Annotated in this window: 22 protein-coding genes; 17 read left to right on the plus strand and 5 right to left on the minus strand. The window is 71.1% G+C overall.

Going from position 1 to position 21,579, the window contains the following annotated elements; all coding sequences use genetic code 11:
- Positions 1-48: 48 nt before the first annotated feature.
- Positions 49-792, minus strand: a complete 744-nt coding sequence (locus KF737_RS21495) for an SDR family oxidoreductase (protein ID WP_296460266.1) — start codon at positions 790-792, stop codon at positions 49-51.
- Positions 793-864: 72 nt separating this feature from the next.
- Here KF737_RS21495 and KF737_RS21500 point away from each other — a divergent pair, with 72 nt between their 5' ends.
- A complete protein-coding gene (locus KF737_RS21500) occupies positions 865-2,865 on the plus strand; it encodes a TonB-dependent receptor (protein ID WP_296460269.1) in 2,001 nt (666 codons plus the stop codon).
- A gap of 21 nt (positions 2,866-2,886) precedes the next feature.
- Here KF737_RS21500 and KF737_RS21505 read toward each other — a convergent pair whose 3' ends face one another.
- Positions 2,887-3,876: a DNA topoisomerase IB gene (locus tag KF737_RS21505; RefSeq protein ID WP_296460274.1), complete on the minus strand. Its 990-nt coding sequence runs from the start codon at positions 3,874-3,876 to the stop codon at positions 2,887-2,889.
- Positions 3,877-3,972: 96 nt separating this feature from the next.
- Between KF737_RS21505 and rlmJ the strand changes: the two genes are divergently transcribed.
- The 6 genes from rlmJ (at position 3,973) to KF737_RS21535 (ending at position 9,429) form a co-directional block, all read left to right on the plus strand.
- Positions 3,973-4,803, plus strand: a complete 831-nt coding sequence (gene rlmJ / locus KF737_RS21510) for a 23S rRNA (adenine(2030)-N(6))-methyltransferase RlmJ (protein ID WP_296460277.1) — start codon at positions 3,973-3,975, stop codon at positions 4,801-4,803.
- Positions 4,804-4,869: 66 nt separating this feature from the next.
- Positions 4,870-5,424, plus strand: coding sequence for a hypothetical protein (locus KF737_RS21515; protein ID WP_296460280.1), 555 nt, complete (start codon positions 4,870-4,872; stop codon positions 5,422-5,424).
- Positions 5,425-5,463: 39 nt separating this feature from the next.
- Positions 5,464-6,024: a sugar transferase gene (locus KF737_RS21520; protein ID WP_296460322.1), complete on the plus strand. Its 561-nt coding sequence runs from the start codon at positions 5,464-5,466 to the stop codon at positions 6,022-6,024.
- A 141-nt stretch (positions 6,025-6,165) separates the two neighbouring features.
- Positions 6,166-8,190 carry an AsmA family protein gene (locus KF737_RS21525; RefSeq protein ID WP_296460283.1) on the plus strand — a complete coding sequence of 675 codons (2,025 nt, stop codon included), beginning with the start codon at positions 6,166-6,168 and terminating at the stop codon, positions 8,188-8,190.
- Positions 8,191-8,254: 64 nt separating this feature from the next.
- Complete coding sequence (locus KF737_RS21530) at positions 8,255-8,749, plus strand: cytochrome c (RefSeq protein ID WP_296460286.1); 495 nt, start codon at positions 8,255-8,257, stop codon at positions 8,747-8,749.
- A gap of 5 nt (positions 8,750-8,754) precedes the next feature.
- Positions 8,755-9,429 carry a cytochrome b/b6 domain-containing protein gene (locus KF737_RS21535; RefSeq protein WP_296460288.1) on the plus strand — a complete coding sequence of 225 codons (675 nt, stop codon included), beginning with the start codon at positions 8,755-8,757 and terminating at the stop codon, positions 9,427-9,429.
- Here KF737_RS21535 and KF737_RS21540 read toward each other — a convergent pair whose 3' ends face one another.
- Entirely contained in the window at positions 9,430-9,762 is a 333-nt protein-coding gene (locus tag KF737_RS21540) for a hypothetical protein (RefSeq protein ID WP_296460290.1), read from the minus strand. It lies immediately after the preceding gene.
- Positions 9,763-9,940: 178 nt separating this feature from the next.
- On the opposite strand from KF737_RS21540, the gene KF737_RS21545 reads away from it, so the two are divergent.
- The 4 genes from KF737_RS21545 to KF737_RS21560 all read left to right on the plus strand — a co-directional run bounded on the left by KF737_RS21545 (position 9,941) and on the right by KF737_RS21560 (position 13,359).
- Positions 9,941-10,693: a hypothetical protein gene (locus tag KF737_RS21545; RefSeq protein WP_296460293.1), complete on the plus strand. Its 753-nt coding sequence runs from the start codon at positions 9,941-9,943 to the stop codon at positions 10,691-10,693.
- 504 nt (positions 10,694-11,197) lie between these two features.
- Entirely contained in the window at positions 11,198-12,340 is a 1,143-nt protein-coding gene (locus KF737_RS21550) for an L-lactate dehydrogenase (RefSeq protein WP_296460296.1), read from the plus strand.
- Between the two features lie 108 nt (positions 12,341-12,448).
- Positions 12,449-12,625: a hypothetical protein gene (locus KF737_RS21555; RefSeq protein ID WP_296460299.1), complete on the plus strand. Its 177-nt coding sequence runs from the start codon at positions 12,449-12,451 to the stop codon at positions 12,623-12,625.
- A gap of 41 nt (positions 12,626-12,666) precedes the next feature.
- Positions 12,667-13,359 (plus strand): phosphatase PAP2 family protein, encoded by a 693-nt coding sequence (locus tag KF737_RS21560; RefSeq protein WP_296460302.1) that lies wholly within the window; start codon positions 12,667-12,669, stop codon positions 13,357-13,359.
- Here the strand turns inward: KF737_RS21560 and KF737_RS21565 are convergent.
- On the minus strand, positions 13,346-14,629 hold the full coding sequence (locus KF737_RS21565) for an amidase (RefSeq protein WP_296460306.1): 1,284 nt from the start codon (positions 14,627-14,629) through the stop codon (positions 13,346-13,348). The genes KF737_RS21560 and KF737_RS21565 overlap by 14 nt on opposite strands.
- A gap of 227 nt (positions 14,630-14,856) precedes the next feature.
- Between KF737_RS21565 and KF737_RS21570 the strand changes: the two genes are divergently transcribed.
- Genes KF737_RS21570 through KF737_RS21585 form a run of 4 tightly spaced genes read left to right on the plus strand, consistent with a single transcriptional unit; the run spans position 14,857 to position 19,069 of the window.
- Positions 14,857-16,308: an AMP-binding protein gene (locus KF737_RS21570; protein ID WP_296460324.1), complete on the plus strand. Its 1,452-nt coding sequence runs from the start codon at positions 14,857-14,859 to the stop codon at positions 16,306-16,308.
- Positions 16,309-16,347: 39 nt separating this feature from the next.
- The gene (locus KF737_RS21575) at positions 16,348-17,118 is read left to right on the plus strand and encodes an SDR family oxidoreductase (RefSeq protein WP_296460308.1); all 771 of its coding nucleotides are present in this window, start codon (positions 16,348-16,350) and stop codon (positions 17,116-17,118) included.
- Positions 17,118-18,320, plus strand: coding sequence for a CaiB/BaiF CoA-transferase family protein (locus tag KF737_RS21580; protein WP_296460310.1), 1,203 nt, complete (start codon positions 17,118-17,120; stop codon positions 18,318-18,320). The genes KF737_RS21575 and KF737_RS21580 overlap by 1 nt, the downstream gene beginning before the upstream one ends.
- Complete coding sequence (locus KF737_RS21585) at positions 18,317-19,069, plus strand: enoyl-CoA hydratase/isomerase family protein (protein WP_296460313.1); 753 nt, start codon at positions 18,317-18,319, stop codon at positions 19,067-19,069. The genes KF737_RS21580 and KF737_RS21585 overlap by 4 nt, the downstream gene beginning before the upstream one ends.
- 24 nt (positions 19,070-19,093) lie before the next feature.
- On the opposite strand, the gene KF737_RS21590 is transcribed toward KF737_RS21585, so the two are convergent.
- Complete coding sequence (locus KF737_RS21590; RefSeq protein ID WP_296460327.1) at positions 19,094-20,008, minus strand: PEPxxWA-CTERM sorting domain-containing protein; 915 nt, start codon at positions 20,006-20,008, stop codon at positions 19,094-19,096.
- A 61-nt stretch (positions 20,009-20,069) separates the two neighbouring features.
- Between KF737_RS21590 and KF737_RS21595 the strand changes: the two genes are divergently transcribed.
- The gene (locus KF737_RS21595) at positions 20,070-21,143 is read left to right on the plus strand and encodes a hypothetical protein (protein ID WP_296460316.1); all 1,074 of its coding nucleotides are present in this window, start codon (positions 20,070-20,072) and stop codon (positions 21,141-21,143) included.
- A gap of 105 nt (positions 21,144-21,248) precedes the next feature.
- Positions 21,249-21,524 carry a hypothetical protein gene (locus tag KF737_RS21600; protein ID WP_296460319.1) on the plus strand — a complete coding sequence of 92 codons (276 nt, stop codon included), beginning with the start codon at positions 21,249-21,251 and terminating at the stop codon, positions 21,522-21,524.
- Positions 21,525-21,579: the final 55 nt, after the last annotated feature.

The following is a 21,579-nucleotide window of genomic DNA, read 5'->3' on the forward strand; positions in this document are numbered from 1 at the left end:
TTGCGGTGCGAAATGAACAGACGGTTATCGCTGATAACTTAGGCAGCTTCAGCCGCGGCCGATGAACGGCATCCGGGTGGCCATGACGGTCATGAACTGCACGTTGGCGCTGAGCGGCAGGCCGGCCATGTAGACGACGGCGTCGGCCACCGCCTGGACGTCCATGACGGGCTCGGCCTTCAGCGAGCCATCGGCCTGGGGCGCGCCCTGGGCGATGCGCGCGGTCATCTCGGTGGCGGCGTTGCCGATGTCGATCTGGCCGCAGGCGATGTCGTAGGCGCGGCCGTCGAGGGCGGTGGAGCGGGTGAGGCCGGTGATGGCGTGCTTGGTGGCGGTGTAGGCGATCGAGCGCGGCCGGGGCGCATGCGCCGAGATCGAGCCGTTGTTGATGATGCGGCCGCCGCGCGGGTCCTGGTCCTTCATCAGCCGGAAGGCGGCCCGCGTGCAGAGGAAGGCGCCCGTCAGGTTCACGTCGACGACGCGCTTCCAGTGGTCGAGGCTGTGGTCCTCCAGGGGCACGGGCGGGGCGCCGGACCCGGCGTTGTTGAACACCAGGTCGAGGCGGCCGAAGCGGTCCTTCGTGGCGGCGAAGAGGGCGTCGACCGAGGCCTCGTCGGCCACGTCGGCGGGCTGGACCAGGCAGGGCGCGCCTTCGCCGAGCGCCGCGGTCCCGGCCAGTTCCGCCTCACGCCGTCCGGCCAATGCGACGGACCATCCGCATTTGAGTAGCGCCAGGGACACAGCTCGGCCTATCCCTGAGCCTGCGCCGGTGACGACTGCGACCTTTGCCATTGCGCTCTCCCCTGGGCGTCAGTAGCGCTCGGGGAAGGCCGTACCAGAAGCCGATCTGAGCGACGAGAGGTCATGCCCGATCTGCCGCCCCCTCCGGCCGAAGTCGAGATCGTGATCGTGCATCCGCCACGGCTCGCGCCGCTGGGCGGCGACGCCGCGTTCAGCGCCGTGCAGATCGCGCCCGAAGCGCTCCGGACCGAGCCCCGGCTGGACGAGGCGCTGAAGACGGCGCCCGGCGTGTCGCTGTTCCGCCGCACGAGCTCGGGCGCGGCCAACCCGACGACCCAGGGCCTGTCGTTGCGCGCCATCGCGCCGTCGGGCGCGGGCCGGGCGCTGGTGACGCTGGACGGCGCGCCGCAGAACGACCCGTTCGGCGGCTGGGTGATCTGGAGCGCTCTGCCCAGCGAGGGGATCGACAGCGTCAACGTGATCCGGGGGGCGGGCTCAGGGCCGTATGGCGCGGGCGCGCTGACGGGCGTGATCGCGCTGTCGGAGCGCGGCGCGGGCGAGGGGCTGGCGGTGGCCGAGCTGTCGGGCGGCGAGCGCGAGAGCTTCCGGGCCGCGGCGTCGGGCGGCGGGCCGGGTTGGCTGCTGACGGCGGCGGCGTCGCACACGGACGGCTACTACGCCGTGCGCGGCCCCCGGCGTGGGGCGGCGGACGAGAAACTCAAGCTGGGCGACGGCTCGGTGGCGCTCAGGCTCCAGCACGACTTCGGCGGGATCGAGACGGCGCTGCGGCTCGGCGCCTTCACGGTGCGGCAGAACGCGGGGCTGCGCGGGGCGCGGTCGAACGCGTCGGGGACCTCGGCGACCCTGACCCTGGCGCAGCCGGCCAGCGAGGGCGTCGGCGGCTGGCGGCTGCAGGGCTGGGTGCGAACGAGCGACCTGGAGAACAGCTCGGTCGCCGTGGCGGCCAACCGGGCGACCACGACGCCGGCCAACGACCAGTATTCGACCCCGGCGCGGGGCTACGGCCTGAACGCCGCGTGGCAGTGGACGCAGGGGCCGGCGAACCTCGAGGTCGGCGTCGACGCGCGGCTGACCGACGGGACCGAGCGGGAGAAGTTCCGCTTCATGAACGGCGCCTTCACGCGCCTGCGCGAGGCGGGCGGCAAGACCTCGGTGGTGGGCGCCTACGCCGAGGCGGCGCTGGACCAGGGGCCGTGGCTGGTGACCGGCGGCGTGCGCCTGGACCGCAGCCGGGCCTACGACGCCCAGCGGCTGGAGCGCGACGCGCAGACCGGGGCCGTGACGCTGGACCTCGCGACGCCCGGCCGCTCGGACACGACGCCGACGGGGCGCCTCGGCGTGCGCTACGAAGCGGCGGACGGGATCTATGTGCGCGGCGCCGCCTACGCGGGCTTCCGGCCGCCGACGCTGAACGAGCTGCACCGGCCGTTCCGGGTGGGCAACGACATCACCGAGGCCAACCCGAACCTGAAGCCGGAGACGCTGAGCGGCATCGAGGCGGGCCTGGACGGCGAGGGGCCGGTCCGCTGGCGCGGGACGGTGTTCTACAACCGGCTGAAGGACCCGATCACCAACGTGACCCTCTTGGTGGGGCCGGCGACGCATCCGGTGGCGGGGGTGATCCCGGTCGGCGGGACGCTGCGCCAACGCCAGAACGCGGGCGAGATCGAGGCCTGGGGCGTCGAGGGCGAGGCGTCCGGCGCCGTGGCCGGGGCGGTCACCTGGCGGTCGGCCTTCGCCTACACCGACGCCGAGGTGCATGGCGGATCGAGCGCGCCGCAGCTCAGCGGCCTTCGTCCCGCGCAGACGCCGAAATGGACGGCGACCGGCGGGGTCGACTGGCGGGTCGTCGAGGCCGTGGGGGTCTCGGCCGACCTGCGCTACGAGAGCATGCGCTTCGAGGACGACCTGAACAGCCGCCGGCTCGGCGCCGGCGTGCAACTCGACGCGCGGGCGACGTGGCGGTTCGCACCCGACGTCGAGGTGTTCGTGGCCGCCGAGAACATCGCCGACAGGAAGCTGGAGGTCGGCGAGACGGCCGACGGAGTCGAGAGCTACGCCGCGCCGCGGACCTTCCGGGTGGGCTTCACCTATCGGCGCTAGGTTCGCGGCGGATGGCGAAGGTCAGGCCGCGGCTTCCAGGAACTTCAGCACGTCGCGTTCGAAGGCGCGGGCGCTGGCGGCGGGCTTCAGGTCGAGCTTGCCCGCCTCGTACGCCTTGATGACGGCCGGGTGGATGTAGGCGCTGCGGGCGACGGCGGCGGTGTTGCCGAGGAGGCCGGCGACGGCCTTCACGCAGGTGTTGAGGTTCCGCTTCGAGGCGGTGAGGTCGGCGCATTCGGGCATGACGAGGGCGCGGGCGGCCGCGACGGTTCCGGCCCAGGTGCGAAAGTCCTTGGCCGAGAAGTCATCGCCCATGGCCCCGCGGATATAGGCGTTGACGTCGGCGCTCTCGACGGCGTGCCGCCGGCCCTCGTCGTCGAGGTACTGGAAGAGGCGCTGGCCGGGGACGTCCTGGCAGGCCTTCACCACGCGGGCGAGGCGGGCGTCGTTGAAGCCGGTCGCGTGGACCTTGCCGCTCTTGCCCTTGAACTCGAAGCGGGCCTTGCCGCCGCCGACCTTCACGTGGCGGTCGCGCAGCGTGGTGAGGCCGAAGCTCTTGTTGGCGCGGGCGTACTCCTCATTGCCGACGCGGATGAGGGTGGCCTCCATCACGCGGATCACGGCGGCCAGCACCTTGTCCCGGGGCAGGCCGCGGCGGGCGAGGTCGGCCTCGACGCGGCGGCGCAGCTTCGGGAGGGCGCGGCCGAAGGCGACGAGGCGGCCGTACTTGGCCTCGCCGCGGGTCTCGCGCCAGCGCGGGTGGTAGCGGTACTGCTTGCGGCCCCGCAGGTCGCGGCCGGTCGCCTGGATGTGGCCGTCGGCCCCGGGACTGATCCAGACGTCGGTCCAGGCGGGCGGGATGACGATGGCGCGGATGCGGTCCAGCGTCTTCTCGTCGGTGACGGGCTTTCCGCGGGCGTCGAGATAGTCGAACCCATGGCGGGCGGGCTCGCGGCGGATGCCGGGGTCCTGGTCGGAGACGTAGGAGAGGCCCTGGGGCGTCTCCGTCATGCTCATGTCCTTGGCCATCCCGAGCCCCGATCTGCACCCCTTGTGGCGGCGGGGCCGCAACGTGGTATGCGCGAAGCCGGTTCCGGAGTCCCCGATTTGAACTACCGCCACGCCTTCCACGCCGGAAACTTCGCCGACCTGGTGAAGCATGCCGCGCTGCTGCGGCTGCTGGCCGGGCTGACCCGGGCGGGCGGGCCGCTGACGGTGATCGACACCCACGCCGGGCGCGGGCTCTACGACCTGGCCGGCGCCGAGGCGCGGAAGTCTGGCGAGGCGGAGGCGGGGATCGCGAAGCTGCTGGCGGCCGGCGATGCGCCAGCGGAGTTCGCACCGCTCCGGAAGGCGGTGGCCGACCTGAACGGCGGCGGCGAGACGCGGCGCTATCCGGGCTCGCCGTGGCTGATCGCCGAGGCGCTGCGGCCGGCTGATCGGTACGTCGCCTGCGAGCTCCGCCGCGAGGAGCACGACGCGCTGCGCGAGGTGCTGAAGGGGCGCGGCCCGGCCGTGCGTACGCTGAACGCCGACGGCTACGAGGCGGCCGTGCGGGAGTGTCCGGCGAGCGGTCGCGTGCTGGTGCTGATCGACCCGCCGTTCGAGAGGCCGGACGACTACGTGCGGATCGTCGACACGCTGGCGGCGCTCAAGGCCAAGAACCCGGCGGTCCAGGCGCTGGTCTGGCTGCCGATCAAGGACCTGGAGACGCTGGACTCGTTCCTGCGCGACCTGGAGGACGACGTGGCCGCGCCGATGCTGGCGGCCGAGTGCCGGGTGAAGCCGCTGAGCGACCCGATGAAGATGAACGGCTGCGCGCTGGTGCTGGTGGGCGGGCCGGACGTTGCGGCCCCGTTTGCCGCCATCTGCGGCTGGGTCGCTGAAGCCTTGGGCGCCGGCGGCGGTCACCGGGTCTACGCACTCGCGCCACAATAGTTTCGCAACCGCGAAGCCGATCGGCAGGTTATGTTGCGGCGCACAATCGTCGCAGAGGACCCTGCCATGGCGACCTTCGAACTTCCCGAGATGCCCAAGCCGTCCGTGAGCCCGAACCTGATCGTGGGCGCCGCCTCGCCCCTCTGGGGCTATTTCGGCGCGGCCGCGGCCGGCGGCGTCGCCTATTGGTGGATGACCCACTGGGCCCGGCCGGCGAACCTTGAGGCGCTGTTCGGCGGGGTGGCCAAGGCCCTGCCGGAAGCGGCGGCGGTGCTGGCGGCGCCGGCGGTGGAGGCCGTCGAGGCGGCGGTGGAGGCGGTCGAGGCCGCCGCGCCGGACCTGCCGCCGGTGGTCGTGGGCGGCGAGGCGGCGCCGATCGCGCCGGCCGAGGCGGTCCTGACGCCCGAGCCCGAGGCGCCGGCGGTCGTGGCCGAGGCCATCGCTGAACCCGAGCCGGTGGTCGAGGCCGTGGCGGAAACGGTCGTGGAGGCGGTCCCGGAGCCGGCCGTCGAGATGGCCCCGTCCGAGCCCGTCGTCGAGGCGGAACCCGAGCCTGTCGTCGAGGCGGCGCCGAAGCCCCGGGTGCGCAAGGCGGCCGCGCCGCCGCCCGCCGACGCCTGACTTGGCGCATCCGCCGCCGGGCGCTAGCAACGGCGGGTGCTGAAGCGGGGCTTCGACATCTTCGTGGCGGTGGTCGGGCTGGCGGTGGGCTGGCCCGTGCTGCTGGCGCTCGCGCTGATGGTGCGCCTCGACAGTCCCGGGCCGGCCATCCACTGGTCGAAGCGGGTGGGGCGGGGCAACAGGCTGTTCCCGATGCCGAAGTTCCGGACCATGCGGACCGACACGCCCGACGTGGCCACGCACCTGCTGGAGGACCCGGGCCGATGGATCACGCCGCTGGGGCGGTTCCTGCGCAGGTCGAGCCTGGATGAGCTGCCGCAGCTCTGGAGCGTGCTGGTGGGGGACATGAGCCTGGTGGGGCCGCGGCCGGCGCTGTTCAACCAGGACGACCTCGTGGCGCTCCGCACCGCCGCCGGTGTCGAGCGGCTGCGGCCCGGCGTCACCGGCTGGGCGCAGATCAACGGGCGCGACGAACTGCCGATTCCCGACAAGGTGAAGCTGGACGCCGAGTACCTGGCGCGCCAGTCGTTCGGCTTCGACCTGGCCATCCTCGCGGCGACCGCGCGGGCGGCGGTCACGGCGCGCGGTGTAAGCCATTAGCCGCGCTCAGGAAACGGACCCGCGCCGGATGCGTTGAGGAGGCTCCGGAGACGACCCGTGAGCCAGCAGCCTGTTCAGAATCCGCCACCCGGCCGCCGCCGGAGCCCCTCGCCGAACGCCCGGACCGGCCATCGCCGGCCTTTGCGCGAACGGCTGGCGCATCCGACGCCGCCGAAGTTGACGCCGAAGGCGAAGAAGGCGCTCGGCTGGACCGGCGCCGTGCTCGCCATCATCGCGATCGCCGTCGCGATCCTGATCGCCGTCTGGGACTGGAACTGGTTCCGCGGGCCGCTGGAGCGGGCCGCCTCGGCGCGCCTGCACCGGCAGGTGACGATCGCCGGCGACCTGAACGTGAACCTATGGTCCTGGCGGCCCAGCGCCACCGTCGACGGCATCTCGATCGCCAACCCGGCCTGGGCGGGCAGGGACAAGATGGGCTCGATCGACCGGCTGACGATCCGCGTGCGGCTGGTCCCGCTGCTGTGGGGGAAGCTGGATACGCGGGTGCTGGCGGTCGACCGGCCGAACTTCCGGCTGCTGGCGGACGCGCAGGGGCGCAAGAACTGGGACTTCTCGGACGGCAAGGTGCAGCCGCCGGCCGACTTCCCGCCGATCCAGCACTTCGTGATCCGCGACGGGCGCCTCAGCTACCTCGACGCGCAGCGCGACGTGCGCTTCCAGGGCACGATCAACGCCCGCGAGAGCCTGGGCGAGAAGAACCGCGGGTTCGAGCTGCTGGGCCGCGGCACGATCAACGGCGCGCCGTTCAGGGCCGAGGTGACCGGCGGGCCGCTGCTGAACATCGAGCGGACGCAGCCGTACCCGTTCGACGTCGACCTGCGCGCCGGCGATACCTACATCACCGCCCGCGGCGCGGTCCCGAAGCCGTTCGACCTGGGCGCGTTCCACATGAATGCGACGATGCGGGGGCCGGACATGGCGGCGCTGTTCCCGCTGATCGGCGTGGCGCTGCCCAACACGCCGCCCTACAGCCTGCGCGGCCGGCTGGAGCGGAAGGGCTTCCTCTGGAAGGTGGACAACCTGTCGGGCCGCGTCGGGGACTCCGACCTTTCGGGCGACGTGTCGGTCACGACCGGCCGCGCGCGGCCGTTCCTGAAGGCCGCGCTGCAGTCGCGCAGCCTGGACTTCGACGACCTCGGCGCGATCTTCGGCGCGGCGCCGAAGGTGGGGCCGGGCGAGACGGCTTCGCCCGAGCAGGTGGCGATCGCCAGGACGATGGCGGCGCAGCAGCGGATCTTCTCCGACGCGCCGCTGGACGTGACGCGCATGCGCGCCATGGACGCCGACGTGACCTATCGCGCCATCTCGATCCGCGACACGCCGATCAAGCTCAGCGCCGCTTCTGTGCATGTGAAGCTGGACAACGGCCTGCTGCGCGCCGACCCGGTGCGCTTCGACCTTCCGCAGGGCCGGATCGAGGGCCAGGTGGCGCTGAACGCGCGCGGCGCGGTCCCTGCGACGGACCTGGACCTGCGCCTGTCGAACGCCCGCCTGGAGTGGCTGGTCCCGATGGCCTTCCAGGGCGGCCCGGTGGTCAACGGCGGGCTGGTCGGCCGCGCCAGGCTCTCGGGCACGGGCGACACGCTGCACAAGACCTTCGGCGGCGCGAACGGCCAGGTGACCGTCGTGGCGCCCGGCGGCGAGATCCGCGAGTCGATCGCCGAGCTGATGGGCGTGAACGTGATCAAGGGCCTGGGCCTTCTGAAGAAGAAGGACACCACCGAGCTCCGCTGCGCCGTCGCGAGCTTCAAGACGGCCAACGGGGTCATGACGGCCGACTCGATCGTGCTCGACACCGGCCCGGTGGTGGTGACCGGCAGGGGCTTGATCGACCTCGGGACCGAGCGGATGGACTTCAGGCTGCGCGGCCACGACAAGACGTTCCGCCTCGTGCGCGTGTTGCTGCCGGTGACGATGAAGGGCCCGCTGACGGCGCCGAAGCTGGGGGTGGAGCCGGGCTCGGCCATCGCCCAGGGCGGCGGGGCGGTGGCGCTGGGCGCGTTGCTGTCGCCGCTGGCCGCGGTCCTGCCGTTCATCGACCCGGGCCTGGCCAAGGACGCCAACTGCGGCGGCCTGGTCGCCGCGGCGAAGGCGGCCGGCGCGCCGGTCCGGACCGTGTCGAAGCCGTTGACGGCCAAGCGCTGACGCCCTCAATCTCCAGCCGGAAACTCGGGGATCAGAGAAGAGGCCTGCGACGATGACGGCGATGATGAGCAAGGGCGCGGCGATGGCCGTGGCGTTGGGGATCGGCGCGGCGATCGCGGCCGGCGGGGCGTTCGCCCACGACGACGTGATGCCGAAGAACGCCAGCGCGGCGACCAAGGCGGCCTACGCCCGCCACGAGAATTTCGAGACCCTCGGCAAGGCCTTCAAGGGCCTGAACGACGAACTGCGCAAGGGTTCGCCCGACAAGGCGGTGCTGGCCACGAACGCGCGCACGATCAACACGCTGGCGACCGGCCTGCCCACCTGGTTCCCGCGCGGCAGCGGGGTGCAGGCGCGCCCGATGAGCGAGGCCAGGAACGAGATCTGGACCGACGCCGCCGGCTTCACCAGCGCGGCGGCCAACCTGCGCGCCGAGGCGGGCAAGCTGAACACCGTGGCCGCGGCCGGAGACATCGACGCGGTGAAGGCCCAGGCGCGGCAGACCTTCCTCGCCTGCAAGGGCTGCCACGAGAAGTTCCGGCAAGAGAAGAAGGGCTAGCCGGCGTGGCCGGGCCCACGCCGCCCGGCGTCCGGGTGAAGCTCTGGGACGGGCCGGTCCGGCTCGTCCACTGGGCGCTGGTCGGCCTGATCGCGTTCTCGTGGTGGGCCGCCGAGGATCACCTGAACTGGCACCGCTGGAGCGGCTACACGATCATCGGGCTCGTGCTGTTCCGGATCTGGTGGGGCTTCGCGGGCGGCGAGGCGGCCCGGTTCGCCAGCTTCGTGAAGGGGCCGCGGGCGATCGGGGCCTATCTGAAGACCGTCGGCCGCCGCGAGGCGGCGACCACGCCGGGGCACAACCCGCTGGGCGCGCTCAGCGTCGTGGCGATCCTCCTGACGCTGGTGGTCCAGGTGACGACGGGCCTGTTCGCCGTCGACGTCGACGCGTTCGAGGCGGGGCCGCTGTCGGACCGGGTGAGCTTCGAGCTGGGCCGCAGGATCGCCGGCTGGCACGAGCTCAGCTTCCGCGTCCTGCAGGGCCTCGTGGCCCTGCACGTGCTCGCGATCGCCTACTACGCCGTCTGGAAGCGCACGAACCTGCTCGGCCCGATGATCACCGGCCGGCGCGCGCTGCCGAGCGACCCCGGCCTGGCCGGGGCGCCCTGGTGGCGGCTGCTCCTGGGCGTGGCGCTCGCGGGCGCCGCCGCCTGGTTCCTGTCGAAGGGCCTGAGGCTCTAGTCAGGCGCGGTCGGCGGCGTCGCGCAGGCAGCCGAGCCAGGCGTCTTCCCGCAGCTTCTCGGCGTCGCGCAGCCTGGTCTCGGCGTCACGCACGCCGGCGTCGTGCTTGCGCCATTCGGCGACGGCGCCCTCGCGGGCGGCGCGGGCGGCTTCCAGGGTCGGGAAGCGCGCGAGCACGGCGCGGGTCGAGTAGTTCACGGGCGGGCCCACCGTCTCGCGGTCGGGGTAGAAGCCGGTGATCGAGTCGGCGCTCTCGTGCTCGATGTGGAAGACGTCCGCCCAGCCCGCGTGGTGGCGCATCAGGGCCCAGGGTCGTTCGATCCGGTCGCTCACGAAGTCTCTCCGTCGAAGTGTCCGTTTTCCGCGCCGGGCGCGGGGTCATATCCCTGCCTTTACCGCGACCGTTCGCCTCGTCCAACGGCGGCGCAGCAAAATTCGGCTTCCCAGGCCCTGCGTAATCCTGACAAAGCCTCGGCCATTGATTTGATCCTTCCTGCGTACGGGTTCGATTTTGAGCAAGATCCAGATCGGCCGCCAATTCTGCGGCCCGCCGAGGTCCGGCAACGGCGGCTATGTTTGCGGCCTCATCTCGGCCGAGCTCGAGGGGCCGGTCACCGCCGTGCTCCGCGCGCCGATCCCGCTGGACAGCGACCTGGTGCTGACCCGTCGCGACGGCGCCGCGGTGCTGCTGGGCGCCGAGGACGCGCTGATCGGGCAGGGCGGGGCGGCGACGCAGGCGCTGCCGGACCCGCCGGCGATCCCGAGCCTGGAGGCGGCGCGCGCGGCCAGCGGGCGGCATATCCAGAACGAGCAGCAGGTTCACCCGATCTGCTTCACCTGCGGGCCCGAGCGGGACGAGGGCGACGGCCTCAGGGTCTTCCCCAGCCAACTGGAGGGCGCCGCGCCCGGCGTGGTGGCCTGCACCTGGACGCCGCACGCGAACTTCGCCCGGGCCGACGGGACGGTGGGGCCGGAGATCGTCTGGGCGGCGCTGGACTGCCCCGGCTACTTCGCCTGGGTCGAGACCGAGGGGCGGCACGGGGCGCTGCTGGGCACCATGACCGGCGAGGTGCTGCATCCGGTGGTCGCCGGCGCGGAATACGCGGTCGTCGCCTGGCAGCTCGGCCGCGAGGGCCGCAAGGAGGCCTCGGGCGTGGCGCTGTTGGACCACGACGGCCGGCTGATGGCGCGTGCGCACCAGGTGTGGATCACCATGGCCCGGCCCTTCGCCGCGCCGGCCGGGGCTGCGGCGGCGAACGCCTAGGGTCCGGACTCAATAGAATTGCCTAAAACACCCCGTCATCCCGGCCGGAGGGCCGTATTCGGCCCGTAGAGCCGGGACCCAGGAGCTTCAAGCTCGGCGCCCGGTCCTCCTGGGTCCCGGCTCTCCGCTGCGCTGCAGCCGGGATGACGATCTATATTATTGAATCTATGATATTTTATCACATCTTCAATTGAGTGCAGACCCTAGCCCCACCCACCGCTCATCCCCGCGCATGCGGGGACCCAGACTTCCCTCTTTGCGACCAATCGGTCGGCGCTGCTTTGCGGCCCTCGCGTCCAAAGGAAGCAAGCCTGGGTCCCCGCATGCGCGGGGATGAGCGGAGGTGGTGGGGAGGCTCTAATTGGCGTTCGAGGCCCTGGAGGCGCGCTGGAAGGCCTGGCGGGAGGTCGGCTTCGACCCCGCGCGAGGCCGCCTGCGCCTAGGCCGGCTTGCGCCGCCCGGCCGCGCGCTCCACAACCCTCGGAAAACGGGGAGGGCGTGGCGATGCGGGCGGCTTCGGTTTCGGACTTTCGGGAGCTGGCGCGCCGAAGGCTGCCCAACATCTTCTTCGAGTACATCGACGGCGGCAGCTATGCCGAGGTGACGCTGCGGCGGAACGTCGAGGACATCGAGGCGCTGGCGCTGCGCCAGCGGGTCATGCGCGACATGCGCGAACTGGACATGAGCGTCCAGACGCTGGGCCAGACGCTGAAGATGCCGGTGGGCCTCGCGCCGGTGGGCATGGCCGGCATGTACGGTCACCGCGGCGAGTGTCAGGCGATGCGGGCGGCGAGCGCGGCCGGCGTGCCGATGTGCCTTTCGACGGTGAGCGTCTGCTCGATCGAGGAGGTCGCCGCGACCGGGACGGTGCCCTGGTTCCAGCTCTACATGCTGAAGGACCGCGGCTACATGAAGGTCCTGCTGCAACGGGCGAAGGCCGCGGGCTGTCCGGTGCTGGTGTTCACGGTCGACCTGCCGCTGCCGGGGTCGCGCTATCGCGACGTGCGCTCGGGGTTCACCGGCGGAACGCCGTTGCAGCAGGTGCTGACGCAGGCGAAGGACGGGATCCTGCATCCGGCATGGACCTGGGATCTCTTCGTCCACGGCCGACCGCACACGCTGGGTTCGGTGCAGGACGCGGTGAAGGAGGGACGGCGCGTCACCGACTTCCTGGCCTGGATCGCAAAGAACTTCGACCGCTCGGTGACCTGGGCCGACATCGACTGGGTGCGCGAGAACTGGGACGGGCCGATCGTGATCAAGGGCGTGCTGGATGTTGCGGATGCGAAGGCCGCGGTGAAGGCCGGCGCGGATGGCCTGGTGGTGTCGAACCACGGCGGGCGGCAGTTGGACGGCGTGCGCTCGTCGATCTCGGCGCTGGGGCCGATCGCCGAGGCCGTGGGGGGTGACCTGGAGGTCTACATGGACGGCGGCGTGCGCTCTGGGCTGGACGTGCTGAAGGCGCTCGCGCTGGGGGCGAAGGCCTGCTTCGTGGGCCGCGCCTGGGCCTGGGCGCTGGGGGCCGGCGGGCAGCCGGCGGTGGCGAAGATGCTCGACATCCTGCGCGCCGAGCTGGCCGTGGCGATGATCCTGACCGGCTGCAACAACGCCCGCGACGCCGGCCGGGAGTTGATCGACCGCGTCTGAATCGCCTGTCGGGCGAGTGGAATCTCATCATCACGCGAATTCTATTGTGCAGTGCGAAACCGTCATGCTTTCGTCACGTTGACCCGCCGCGGTAATCGGAGACCGGGTATGCGTAACGGTGTGTTGCTCGCCTATTCGCTCAGCCACGACGAGGACGTCTGGCGCTGGAGCGTCTACGACGAGGAAGGCGTGACGGTCGCGGACGGCGCCCACGAGACCCGGGACGCCGCCATGGCCGCCGTGCGTTCGACGCTGGACAGCGCCGGCGAGGGCGTGGCCGCCTAGGCCGATTGCCGGGCCCGCTGCCTCGCCTTAGCGTCCCTGGGATGTTTGGGACGCTCCTCAAGTTCATCCGCCGGTTCGAAGCTCGGGTCCTGATCGGCCTTATCCTGGTCGCGAGCGCGCTCTGGGCCTTCCTCGCCATCGGCGGCGAGATGGCCGAGGGTGACACCCTCGGCATCGACAACCGGCTCATCCTGGCGCTGCGCGAGCCCGGGAACCTGCACGATCCCATCGGTTCGAGGGGCGTCGAGGAGGCGGTGCGCGACATCACCGCGCTGGGCGGGACGATGATGGTCGCCGTGGTCAGCTCGGTGGCGGTGCTGGCTTTCGCCTTCCACCGCAGGTACCGGCACGCCGAGGTGATGGGCGGCGCGGTGATGCTGGCCTGGGCGTCGAGCGAGACGACCAAGGCGCTCTATGCGCGGCCGCGGCCCGACCTCGTGCCGCACGAGGTGGCGGTCTATTCCGGCAGCTTCCCGAGCGGGCATTCGACGCTGTCGGCGGCGTGCTACCTGACGCTGGCCATGCTGGTGGCCAGCCTGGAGACGCGGCGGCGGACCAAGGCGCTGGCGTATGGGCTGGCTGGGGCGATCCTGCTCGGCGTGGGCTTCAGCCGCGTCTACCTGGGCGTCCACTTCCCGAGCGACGTGCTGGCCGGCTGGGTGCTGGGCGCGACCTGGGCGCTCGTGGGCTGGATCGTGCTGCGCGCGTGGGGCGGGACGGTCAGGGGGACGTGAAGCCCGCGAGGTCGGGAGTCCGCCCGTTCCAGCCGGAGACGCGTTCGAACGCGGCGCCCAGCGACACCACAGAGTCCTCGTCGGCGGGGCGGCCGAGGATCTGGAGGCCGACAGGAAGGCCGTCCTGCGTGAGGCCGCAGGGGACGCTGATCCCCGGCAGGTCCAGGTAGTTGGCGGCGCGGGTGAGGCGGCTGAGCGGCGAGGTGGTCTCGTCGATGCTGTCGAGCGGCGGCGCGGGGATCGGGCAGGTGGGCGAAACGAGGCCGTCGTAGCCCGCGAGCCAGGCGTGGAACGCGCGCTGGCCCTCGGCGCGCTGGCGGTGGATCGTGGCCAGGCGCTCGTCGGTGACGTCGCGGCCGACTTCGAAGCGGCGGACGATCCAGGGGTCCATGACCTCGGCGTGCGCCCGGATGCGCTCGCCCCAGATGCGCCAGCCCTCGCCGGCCATCAGCAGGCCGTTGGGCGTGAACGAGTCCTCCAGCGCCTGGGGCGGGGCGATCGTCTCGACGGTGAGGCCGGCGCTCCTCAGGCGTTCCAGGCTTTCGAGGTAGAGGCGCTCGACCTCCGGATCGAGTTCGCCCAGGTCGGCGGGCGGGATGGCGGCGAGGCGGCGGCCGCGGACGTCGGCGCCGAGCGCGGCCTCGGCGTCGAAGGGGCCGCGGACGGCGGCGTCGTGGTCGGGGCCGGAGATGACGGCGAGCACGCGGGCGGCCGTGGCGACGTCGCGGGCGAGCGCGCCCACGGTGTCGAGGGCGGGGCTGAGCGGGTGGACGCCCGTGAGGCTGACGAGCCCGCGGCCGGGCTTCAGGCCGACCACGCCGCAGGTGGCGGCCGGGATGCGGACCGAGCCGCCGGTGTCGCTGCCGAGCGCGGCGTCGCAGAGGCCGGCGGCGACGGCCACCGCCGAGCCCGAGGAGGAGCCGCCGGGGGCGCGATGGACGGCGGCGTCCCAGGGGTTCCAGGGCGCGCCCACGGCCCGGTTGGTCCCCCAGCCGCCATAGGCCAGCTCGACGGTGTGGGTCTTGCCGACGATGGACCAGCCGGCCTGGAGCAGGCGCTGGACGACGAGGGCGTGCTGCTTCGGGCTGGGATCGAGCGGGATGCGGCCGCCGCCGCCGGTGGGGACGCCGGCGATGTCCATCAGGTCCTTGATGGCGACGGTCGGCCCGTCATTGTCCTCGCCGAACAGCGGCGGATCGAATACCTGTACGAACGCCTTGAGGCGCGGATCGTAGCGGCGGATACGGTCGAGGGCGTCCGTGGGGATCATGTTCGTTCAGAAAGCAACTCTACCCGCGGCTGTCATCCCGGTTTCGCCGCAGGCGAAGACCGGGACCCAACCCACCGGTGCTCTGAGATGGTGCTCTGGCCTCGACTGTCGGGGCCGGCCTCCCACCGTCGATACGCCCGAAGGTTGGGTCCCGGTCTTCGCTTCGCGAAACCGGGATGACAATCGGTGGGTCGGGGAGATAGGCGGGAGATATGAACCTCTACGACCTGCTCGCAAGCCGTTTTCCGAAGGATCCCAACGCGCCGCGGCGGGCGGATCCAAAGGCGCCGTGCTTCCTGATGCCGGACGGCGGTTCGTTCAGCTACATGTTCCTGGAGGCAGCAGCAGCACAGGTCGCGGGCAAGCTGGTCGCGCTTGGCGTGCAGCCTGGCGATCGCGTCGCCTTACAGGCCGAAAAGAGCGTCGAGTGCATTTGCGTCTATCTCGGCACGCTGAAGGCGGGGGCGGTCTATGTGCCGCTGAACAGCGCCTACACCCAGGCCGAGGTGGACTATTTCCTCGGGGATGCGGAACCGAAGGTGTTCGTCACCGATCCGCTCGAGTGGATGCGCGATCTGCCAGATTACGAAGCGCTCGAGCAAGGCGTGGCGCGGTCGGACGACGACCTCGCCTCGCTGATCTACACCTCGGGCACGACCGGGCGGTCGAAGGGCGCGATGCTGAGCCACGGCAACCTGGCGGCCAATGCGCTGGCGCTGCACGCGGCGTGGGGATTCACGAGCGACGACGTGCTGCTGCACGCGCTGCCGATCTTCCACGTGCATGGGCTGTTCGTGGCGCTGCACTGCGCGCTGCTCTCGGGCGCGCCGATGGTGTGGCTGCCGAAGTTCGCCGACGCCGAGGTGCTGGCGGGCCTCGACCGCGCGACGGTGATGATGGGCGTGCCGACGTTCTACACGCGCCTGCTGGCCAACCCCGGCTTCACGCGGGCCAGGGCGGACAACATCCGCGTCTTCATCTGCGGCTCGGCGCCCCTGCTGCCCTCGACCTTCGCGGAGTTCGAGGAACGCACCGGCCAGCGCATCCTCGAGCGCTACGGGATGAGCGAGGCGGTGATCATCACCACCAACCCGCTGGACGGCGACCGCATCGGCGGCTCGGTCGGCTATCCGCTGCCGGGCGTGGAGTTGCGCATCGGCGGGGGCGAGGAAGCCCCCTCCGTCGGCTCCGCCGACACCTCCCCCAGCGGGGGAGGAACGGGCGTCATCCAGATCCGTGGGCCGAGCGTCTTCTCCGGCTACTGGCGGATGCCCGAGAAGACGGCCGAGGAGTTCACCGAGGGCTTCTTCATCACCGGCGACGTGGGGCGGCGCGACCCGGACGGCCGCGTCTGGATCAGCGGGCGGGCCAAGGACCTGATCATCTCGGGCGGCTACAACGTCTATCCGAAGGAGGTCGAACTGGTGCTCGACGAGTTGCCGGGCGTGACCGAGAGCGCCGTCATCGGCGTGCCGCACCCCGACTTCGGCGAAGGCGTGGTGGCGGTGGTGATGGGCGAGGGCGACGAGGCGGCGATGATCGCGCAGGCGCGCGCGCAGCTCGCGGCCTACAAGGCTCCCAAGCGCGTCGTGTTCGTCGACGAACTGCCGCGCAATGCCATGGGCAAGGTGCAGAAGAACCTGCTGCGGCAGCGATACGAACACTTGTTCGAGGCCTGATCGGCGGGCAGGGTCCGCCTCCGAGAAACGGAGGACGGGATGGACCTGCAGCTCAGAGGCAAGACCGCGGTGGTGACGGGCGCCACGCGGGGGATCGGGCGGGCCATCGCCGAGGCGTTCGCCGACGAGGGCGCTAACGTCGCGATCTGCGCGCGCAACGCCGAACAGGTGGCCGAGACGGTGAAGGCGCTGGAGGCCAGGGGCGTGAAGGCGTTCGGCCAGGCGGTCGACATCTCGGACGGCCCGGCGATCAAGGGCTTCGTGAAGGCGGCCGGCGAGGCGCTGGGCGGCATCGACGTGCTGGTCTCCAACGCCAGCGCCCTGGTGCAGGGCAACGACGAGAGCTCGTGGCAGGCCATGTTCGACATCGACATCATGGGCGCGGTCCGCACGTTCGACGCGGCGCTGCCGTTCCTGGAGACGGCGGGCGCCGACAAGGGCGACGCGGCGTTCATCATCACCTCGTCGGTGTCGGCGGCGGAGTCGGACAACCCCAACAGCTACGGCGCGATGAAGGCGGCGCAGATCCACTACGCCAAGGGCGTGGCGCGGCAGTACGCGCCCAAGCACGTGCGCTGCAACGTGGTCTCGCCGGGGACGGTGTTCTTCGAGGGCGGCGTCTGGGGCAACGTGAAGGCGGGCATGCCGCAGTTCTTCGAACAGATGATCGCGCGCAACCCGACCGGGCGCATGGCCACCCCTGAGGAGATCGCGGCCGCGACGGTGTTCCTGGCCAGCCCGCGCTCGGCGTTCACGACCGGGATCAACATGGTGGTGGACGGGGCGATCTCCCGGCGGGCCAACTTCTGATGGCGGCGGCGGGCGCGCTCGCGGGCCTGAAGGTGCTGGACTGCACCCACGTGATCGCGGGCGCCTACTGCTCGCTGGTGCTGGCCGACCTGGGCGCCGACGTCATCAAGATCGAGCCGCCGGCGGGGGAATCGACCCGCGGCATGGGGCAGGGGAACGGCGGCTTCCGCGCCTTCGACTACGTGAACCGCAACAAGCGGGCGATCGCGCTGGACCTGTCGACCGAGGCCGGCGCGGGCGTGGTGCGAAAGCTGGCCGAGACGGCGGACGTGTTCGTCGAGAACTACCGGCCAGGCGCGATGGACCGGATGGGGCTGGGCTACGACCGGCTGTCGGCGATCAATCCGCGGCTGGTCTACTGTTCGGTCTCGGGGTTCGGGCTGGACGGGCCGTATCGCGAGCGGGGCGGGTTCGACCTCGTCACCCAGGCGATGAGCGGGATCATGAGCTTCGTCGGCGAGGCAGGCAGCAAGGTCCCGTGCTCGACCGCGGTGCCGATCTCGGACCTGAACGCCGGCGTGTTCGGCGCGGTGGGCGTCCTGGCGGCGTTGCAGAGCCGGGCGGCGACCGGCAAGGGCCAGCACGTGGAGACGTCGCTCTTGGAGTCGGCGCTGGCCTACACGATCTGGGAGACGGGCATGTACCTGTCGACCGGCCAGGTGGCGGAGCGCAACGGGGCGCGCCACCGGCTGGCGGCGCCGTACGAGCCGCTGAAGACCGCCGACGGCCACATCGTGGTGGGCGTGAACAGCCAGCGGATGTGGAAGCGCTTCTGCGCGGCGCTGGACGAGCCGGGCCTGGCGACCGAGGCGGGGTTCGACACGCCGCCGAGCCGGGTGAAGAACCGCGACGCGTTGCAGGCGAGGCTGGAGGGCGTGCTGGCGCGGCACGGGCGCGCGCACTGGCTGGCGCGGCTGGAGGCCGAAGGCGTGCCCGCCGGGCCGCTGAACGACATCGCCCAGGCCTGGGACGATCCGCAGGTGAAGGCGCGCGGGCTGATGGGCGAGGTCGCCGGGCGGCGGTTCGTGAAGACGCCGATCAAGCTGCACGACACGCCGGTGGCTCTGGGCCGCGGACCGGGCGAGGTCGGGCAGGATACGCGTTCGGTGCTGGCCGAGGCCGGCTATCCGGACGACGAGATCGAGGCGCTGATCGCCAGCGGGGCGGCGGCGACGGAACGGAAGACGGAGGTTTCGGCGTGAGCGGGGTGATGCACATCGAGCGGATTTCGCCCGCGATCACGCTGCTGGAGATCGACAACCCGCCGATGAATCCGCTGGGCGTCGAGATGCGGGCCACGTTCATGGCGGCGCTGGACGAGGTGGAGAAGAACGACGGCCTGCGCTGCCTGATCGTGACGGGGCGCGGCCGCGCGTTCTGCTCGGGCGACGACCTGAAGCAGGCGCACGGCAAGGGCGAGGACCTGGCGGGGTTCGGCAGGCTGCTGGACCGGCTGGAGCAGACGCGTGTGCCGGTGGTCGCCGCGGTGAACGGCTGGTGCGTGGGCGGCGGCTTCGAGCTGGCGCTGTGCTGCGACATCCGGCTGGCCTCCACCGAGGCGAAGTTCGTGTGCGCCGGCGTGAACGTGGGGCTGATGGCGTCCACCTACCGGTTGCCCCGCCTGATCGGCGAGAGCCGGGCGAAGTCCATGCTGCTGACCGGCCTGCCGCACGACGCGGAAATGGCGGAGCGCTACGGGCTGGTGACGGGGGTGCATGCGCCGGGCGCGCTGAAGGGCGCGGCGGTGACGCTGGCCGAGCGGATCGCCACCCGCGCGCCGCTCTCGGTGGAGGCGACCAAGCGCACCTCCCACCGCGCGCTGGACCTGTCGCCGGAGGAGTCGGGCAGGATCTGGGGCGAGGAGCTGCGCGTGCTGCGCAGGTCCAACGACCACAAGGCGGCCCTGGACGCCTTCCGCGAGCGCCGCGACCCGGTGTTCACGCGGAGCTGACGCGCGTCCACCGGGCGGCCGCGGTCATACCGGAAGCGATCTCTGCCGACCCTGCCGCAGGATGGCGCCGATCGCGCCGAAGCCGAACAGCAGCATCGCCCAGGTGGAGGGTTCGGGGACCCCGCCGGCCGCGCGGCTCAAGAGCACTCCGGATCCAGAGGTCAACCCGACCCCGTCGGGCAGGATAAAGGTGAAGAACGACGTGTTTGCGTAGTCGAGTGTGGCCGATCCGTAAGTGCTTAGGGCGATGGACGCATCCAATCTGAAGAGCTGTCCGTTCCGCACCGTCAGCACGTCATTGTAGGTGAAGCGGTGAAAGCCTTCGGTATTGAGTTCCTGCCAATCGGCGCCGGTGAATTGATAGTTGAGATTGTTGAACTGGACAGAGTCCGTGCCGCCAAAGCCGGTGATCGAGAACCCCGCGGCGACGCGTGTATAGGTCGCGGCGGACGGGTCGCGGAAGATGTTCGTCCCCTCGAAGGTCCACGAGACGGCGATGTCGGCGCTCTCCATTCCATCCGGGAGATCGAAGACGAACTGGTCGCTGAGGCGGGCGCTGACGGAGCCGCCATAGTCCGTATCGATGAAGCCGCGCAGGGCTCCGGTCGCCAGGTCGGCGCTCGCGGCTCCGTTCATGTAGCGGCCGGACGTGCTGTAGTTCTGGACCACCGACACGGACGTTTCTTCTCCCCGGCTACTGTCGATGACCGAGAAACCATCCACATTCGAACTGGCGTCGAGCCCGTAGCAGACTCCATTGCAGGTGATGGCTCCGGCTTCGCCAGGAATGCCCATTCCGGCAATTGCGATGGCGGCTGCAGCCCCGAGCGCAGATGCGCGCAGCTTCGGTGCGAAATCCATGGTCCCTACCCCACCCATGCGTCCGCAACGGTTGTGAACGCTCGCGATGAGGTTGCGCGTATGATGCGCGGCGATCATCACCAGAAGTGGTGATGCGACGGGACCGTTGATCGGGAATCATGAGCATCAGGGTGGCGGCGTGGCGATCATCGACCAGATCTACGAGTCGTCGATGGACGACGAGGCCCATGCGGCTTTGCCGGTGATGATCGCCCAGGAGTTGCGGGCGCGCTCCTGCCTCCTGCTGGAGTTCGATCAGAAGCTGCGGCCCACCTCCTTGCAGAAGAGCTATTTCTCGCAAGACATGTGCGATCGCCACATGGGCGGCGAGATCGGCGCCCTGGACGTGTGGACGCCATACGGCATCAGCCTTGGCGGACGAGTCGGGTTTACCGAAGATCGGTGGGACACGCCGGCCTTCCTGCGCACGCCGTTCTACAATGAGTTCTTCCGCGCTTTCGGCGACGACACCGCCCGTTGCATGGGTATCGTGACCCGGCTTGCCGACGGCTACATGTCGCTGGCGGTCCACCGTGGCGCGGACGACCGGCCGTTCGAGCTGCACGCCGGCGCAACGCTTGAGGCGCTTGTCCCGCACCTGCGCCGGATGTTCGCCCTGCGTCATCGGCTTGGTCAGGCGACGCCGCAGAGCGATCTTCTACAGCGGGCGTTGGACGGCGTCGCTCATGGCCTGGTGATCGCCGACGGCTTCGGCAAGATCATGGTCGCCAACAAGCGCGCCGAGGACCTGCTCAAGCTGGGTGAAGGTCTGACGTTGCAAACGGGACGGCTGACGACGACCGACGCCGCCAGCCGTGAGCGCCTGGCGGCGGCGCTTCGTTCGGCGGCGCAGTGGTCGGGGAACCGTGGAGACGCCATGCGGCTGGCCCGACCTGGTCGGCGTCCGGCCTTGCGCGTGCTGGTCGCGCCTCTGGCCGGGACGAGACCTGCCGCAATCGTGATCATCGAAGACCCGGAAGACGCCGATCCGAAACTGGAGACCACGCTTCGCCGTCTGTTCGACCTGACGGCAGCCGAGGCCGCCTTGGCTCGCATGCTCGTGGACGGGTTGAGCCCCGAACAGGCCGCCGAGGCGCGCGGGGTGCGGATGAACACTGTGCGGACACAGATTCAGAGGCTGCTTGCGAAGACCGAAGCGACGCGCCTGAGCGATTTGATCCGTGTCCTGGGACGCGCGCCCCGGAGCGTGTGAGGCGCGGGTTCGCGGAGGTCATGCATGGCCGTCCTCAGATAACGCCCGACGTGCCTCGCGGGGCCGGATGGTGTAGTCTCCGCCGTCCGTTACGGGATGGAACCCATGAGCGACGCTGTCGGCCCTGGCGATCTGGTTCTCTGCGTCAATGCGGCGCCCAACCATGCTTCGGGACGCCCGGTGCCGCTCCAGGCGGGCGAGACCTACCGCGTCCTGGGCGTCATGGAGTTCGGCTGTCCGTGCGGGCGGTCGGACGCGCTGATCGACGTGGGCATCGACTTCGCGTGGTGCCAGACGCGCTTCCGGCTGCTGCCGAAGCCGAAGGCCCAGGCCAGGACGCGCCGGGCCTCGGCGCCCAAGGAAACCGAGACGGTTCGCTAGGTCCGGCTCGGTCAACCCACCGAAACAACAAGAAACGTCATGGCCGGGCCTTGTC

Source organism: Phenylobacterium sp., assembly GCF_019636135.1.
Classification (GTDB): domain Bacteria; phylum Pseudomonadota; class Alphaproteobacteria; order Caulobacterales; family Caulobacteraceae; genus Phenylobacterium.

What these genes read in the sequence shown, in the direction of transcription:
- KF737_RS21580 (WP_296460310.1), top strand. Translation starts at nt 17,118, where the DNA reads ATGGCGGCGGCGGGCGCGCTCGCGGGCCTGAAGGTGCTGGACTGCACC.
- KF737_RS21590 (WP_296460327.1), bottom strand. Translation starts at nt 20,008, where the DNA reads ATGATCGCCGCGCATCATACGCGCAACCTCATCGCGAGCGTTCACAAC.
- KF737_RS21530 (WP_296460286.1), top strand. Translation starts at nt 8,255, where the DNA reads ATGAGCAAGGGCGCGGCGATGGCCGTGGCGTTGGGGATCGGCGCGGCG.
- KF737_RS21515 (WP_296460280.1), top strand. Translation starts at nt 4,870, where the DNA reads ATGGCGACCTTCGAACTTCCCGAGATGCCCAAGCCGTCCGTGAGCCCG.
- KF737_RS21505 (WP_296460274.1), bottom strand. Translation starts at nt 3,876, where the DNA reads ATGACGGAGACGCCCCAGGGCCTCTCCTACGTCTCCGACCAGGACCCC.
- KF737_RS21560 (WP_296460302.1), top strand. Translation starts at nt 12,667, where the DNA reads ATGTTTGGGACGCTCCTCAAGTTCATCCGCCGGTTCGAAGCTCGGGTC.
- KF737_RS21555 (WP_296460299.1), top strand. Translation starts at nt 12,449, where the DNA reads ATGCGTAACGGTGTGTTGCTCGCCTATTCGCTCAGCCACGACGAGGAC.
- KF737_RS21495 (WP_296460266.1), bottom strand. Translation starts at nt 792, where the DNA reads ATGGCAAAGGTCGCAGTCGTCACCGGCGCAGGCTCAGGGATAGGCCGA.
- KF737_RS21600 (WP_296460319.1), top strand. Translation starts at nt 21,249, where the DNA reads ATGAGCGACGCTGTCGGCCCTGGCGATCTGGTTCTCTGCGTCAATGCG.
- KF737_RS21500 (WP_296460269.1), top strand. Translation starts at nt 865, where the DNA reads ATGCCCGATCTGCCGCCCCCTCCGGCCGAAGTCGAGATCGTGATCGTG.
- KF737_RS21565 (WP_296460306.1), bottom strand. Translation starts at nt 14,629, where the DNA reads ATGATCCCCACGGACGCCCTCGACCGTATCCGCCGCTACGATCCGCGC.
- KF737_RS21550 (WP_296460296.1), top strand. Translation starts at nt 11,198, where the DNA reads ATGCGGGCGGCTTCGGTTTCGGACTTTCGGGAGCTGGCGCGCCGAAGG.
- KF737_RS21575 (WP_296460308.1), top strand. Translation starts at nt 16,348, where the DNA reads ATGGACCTGCAGCTCAGAGGCAAGACCGCGGTGGTGACGGGCGCCACG.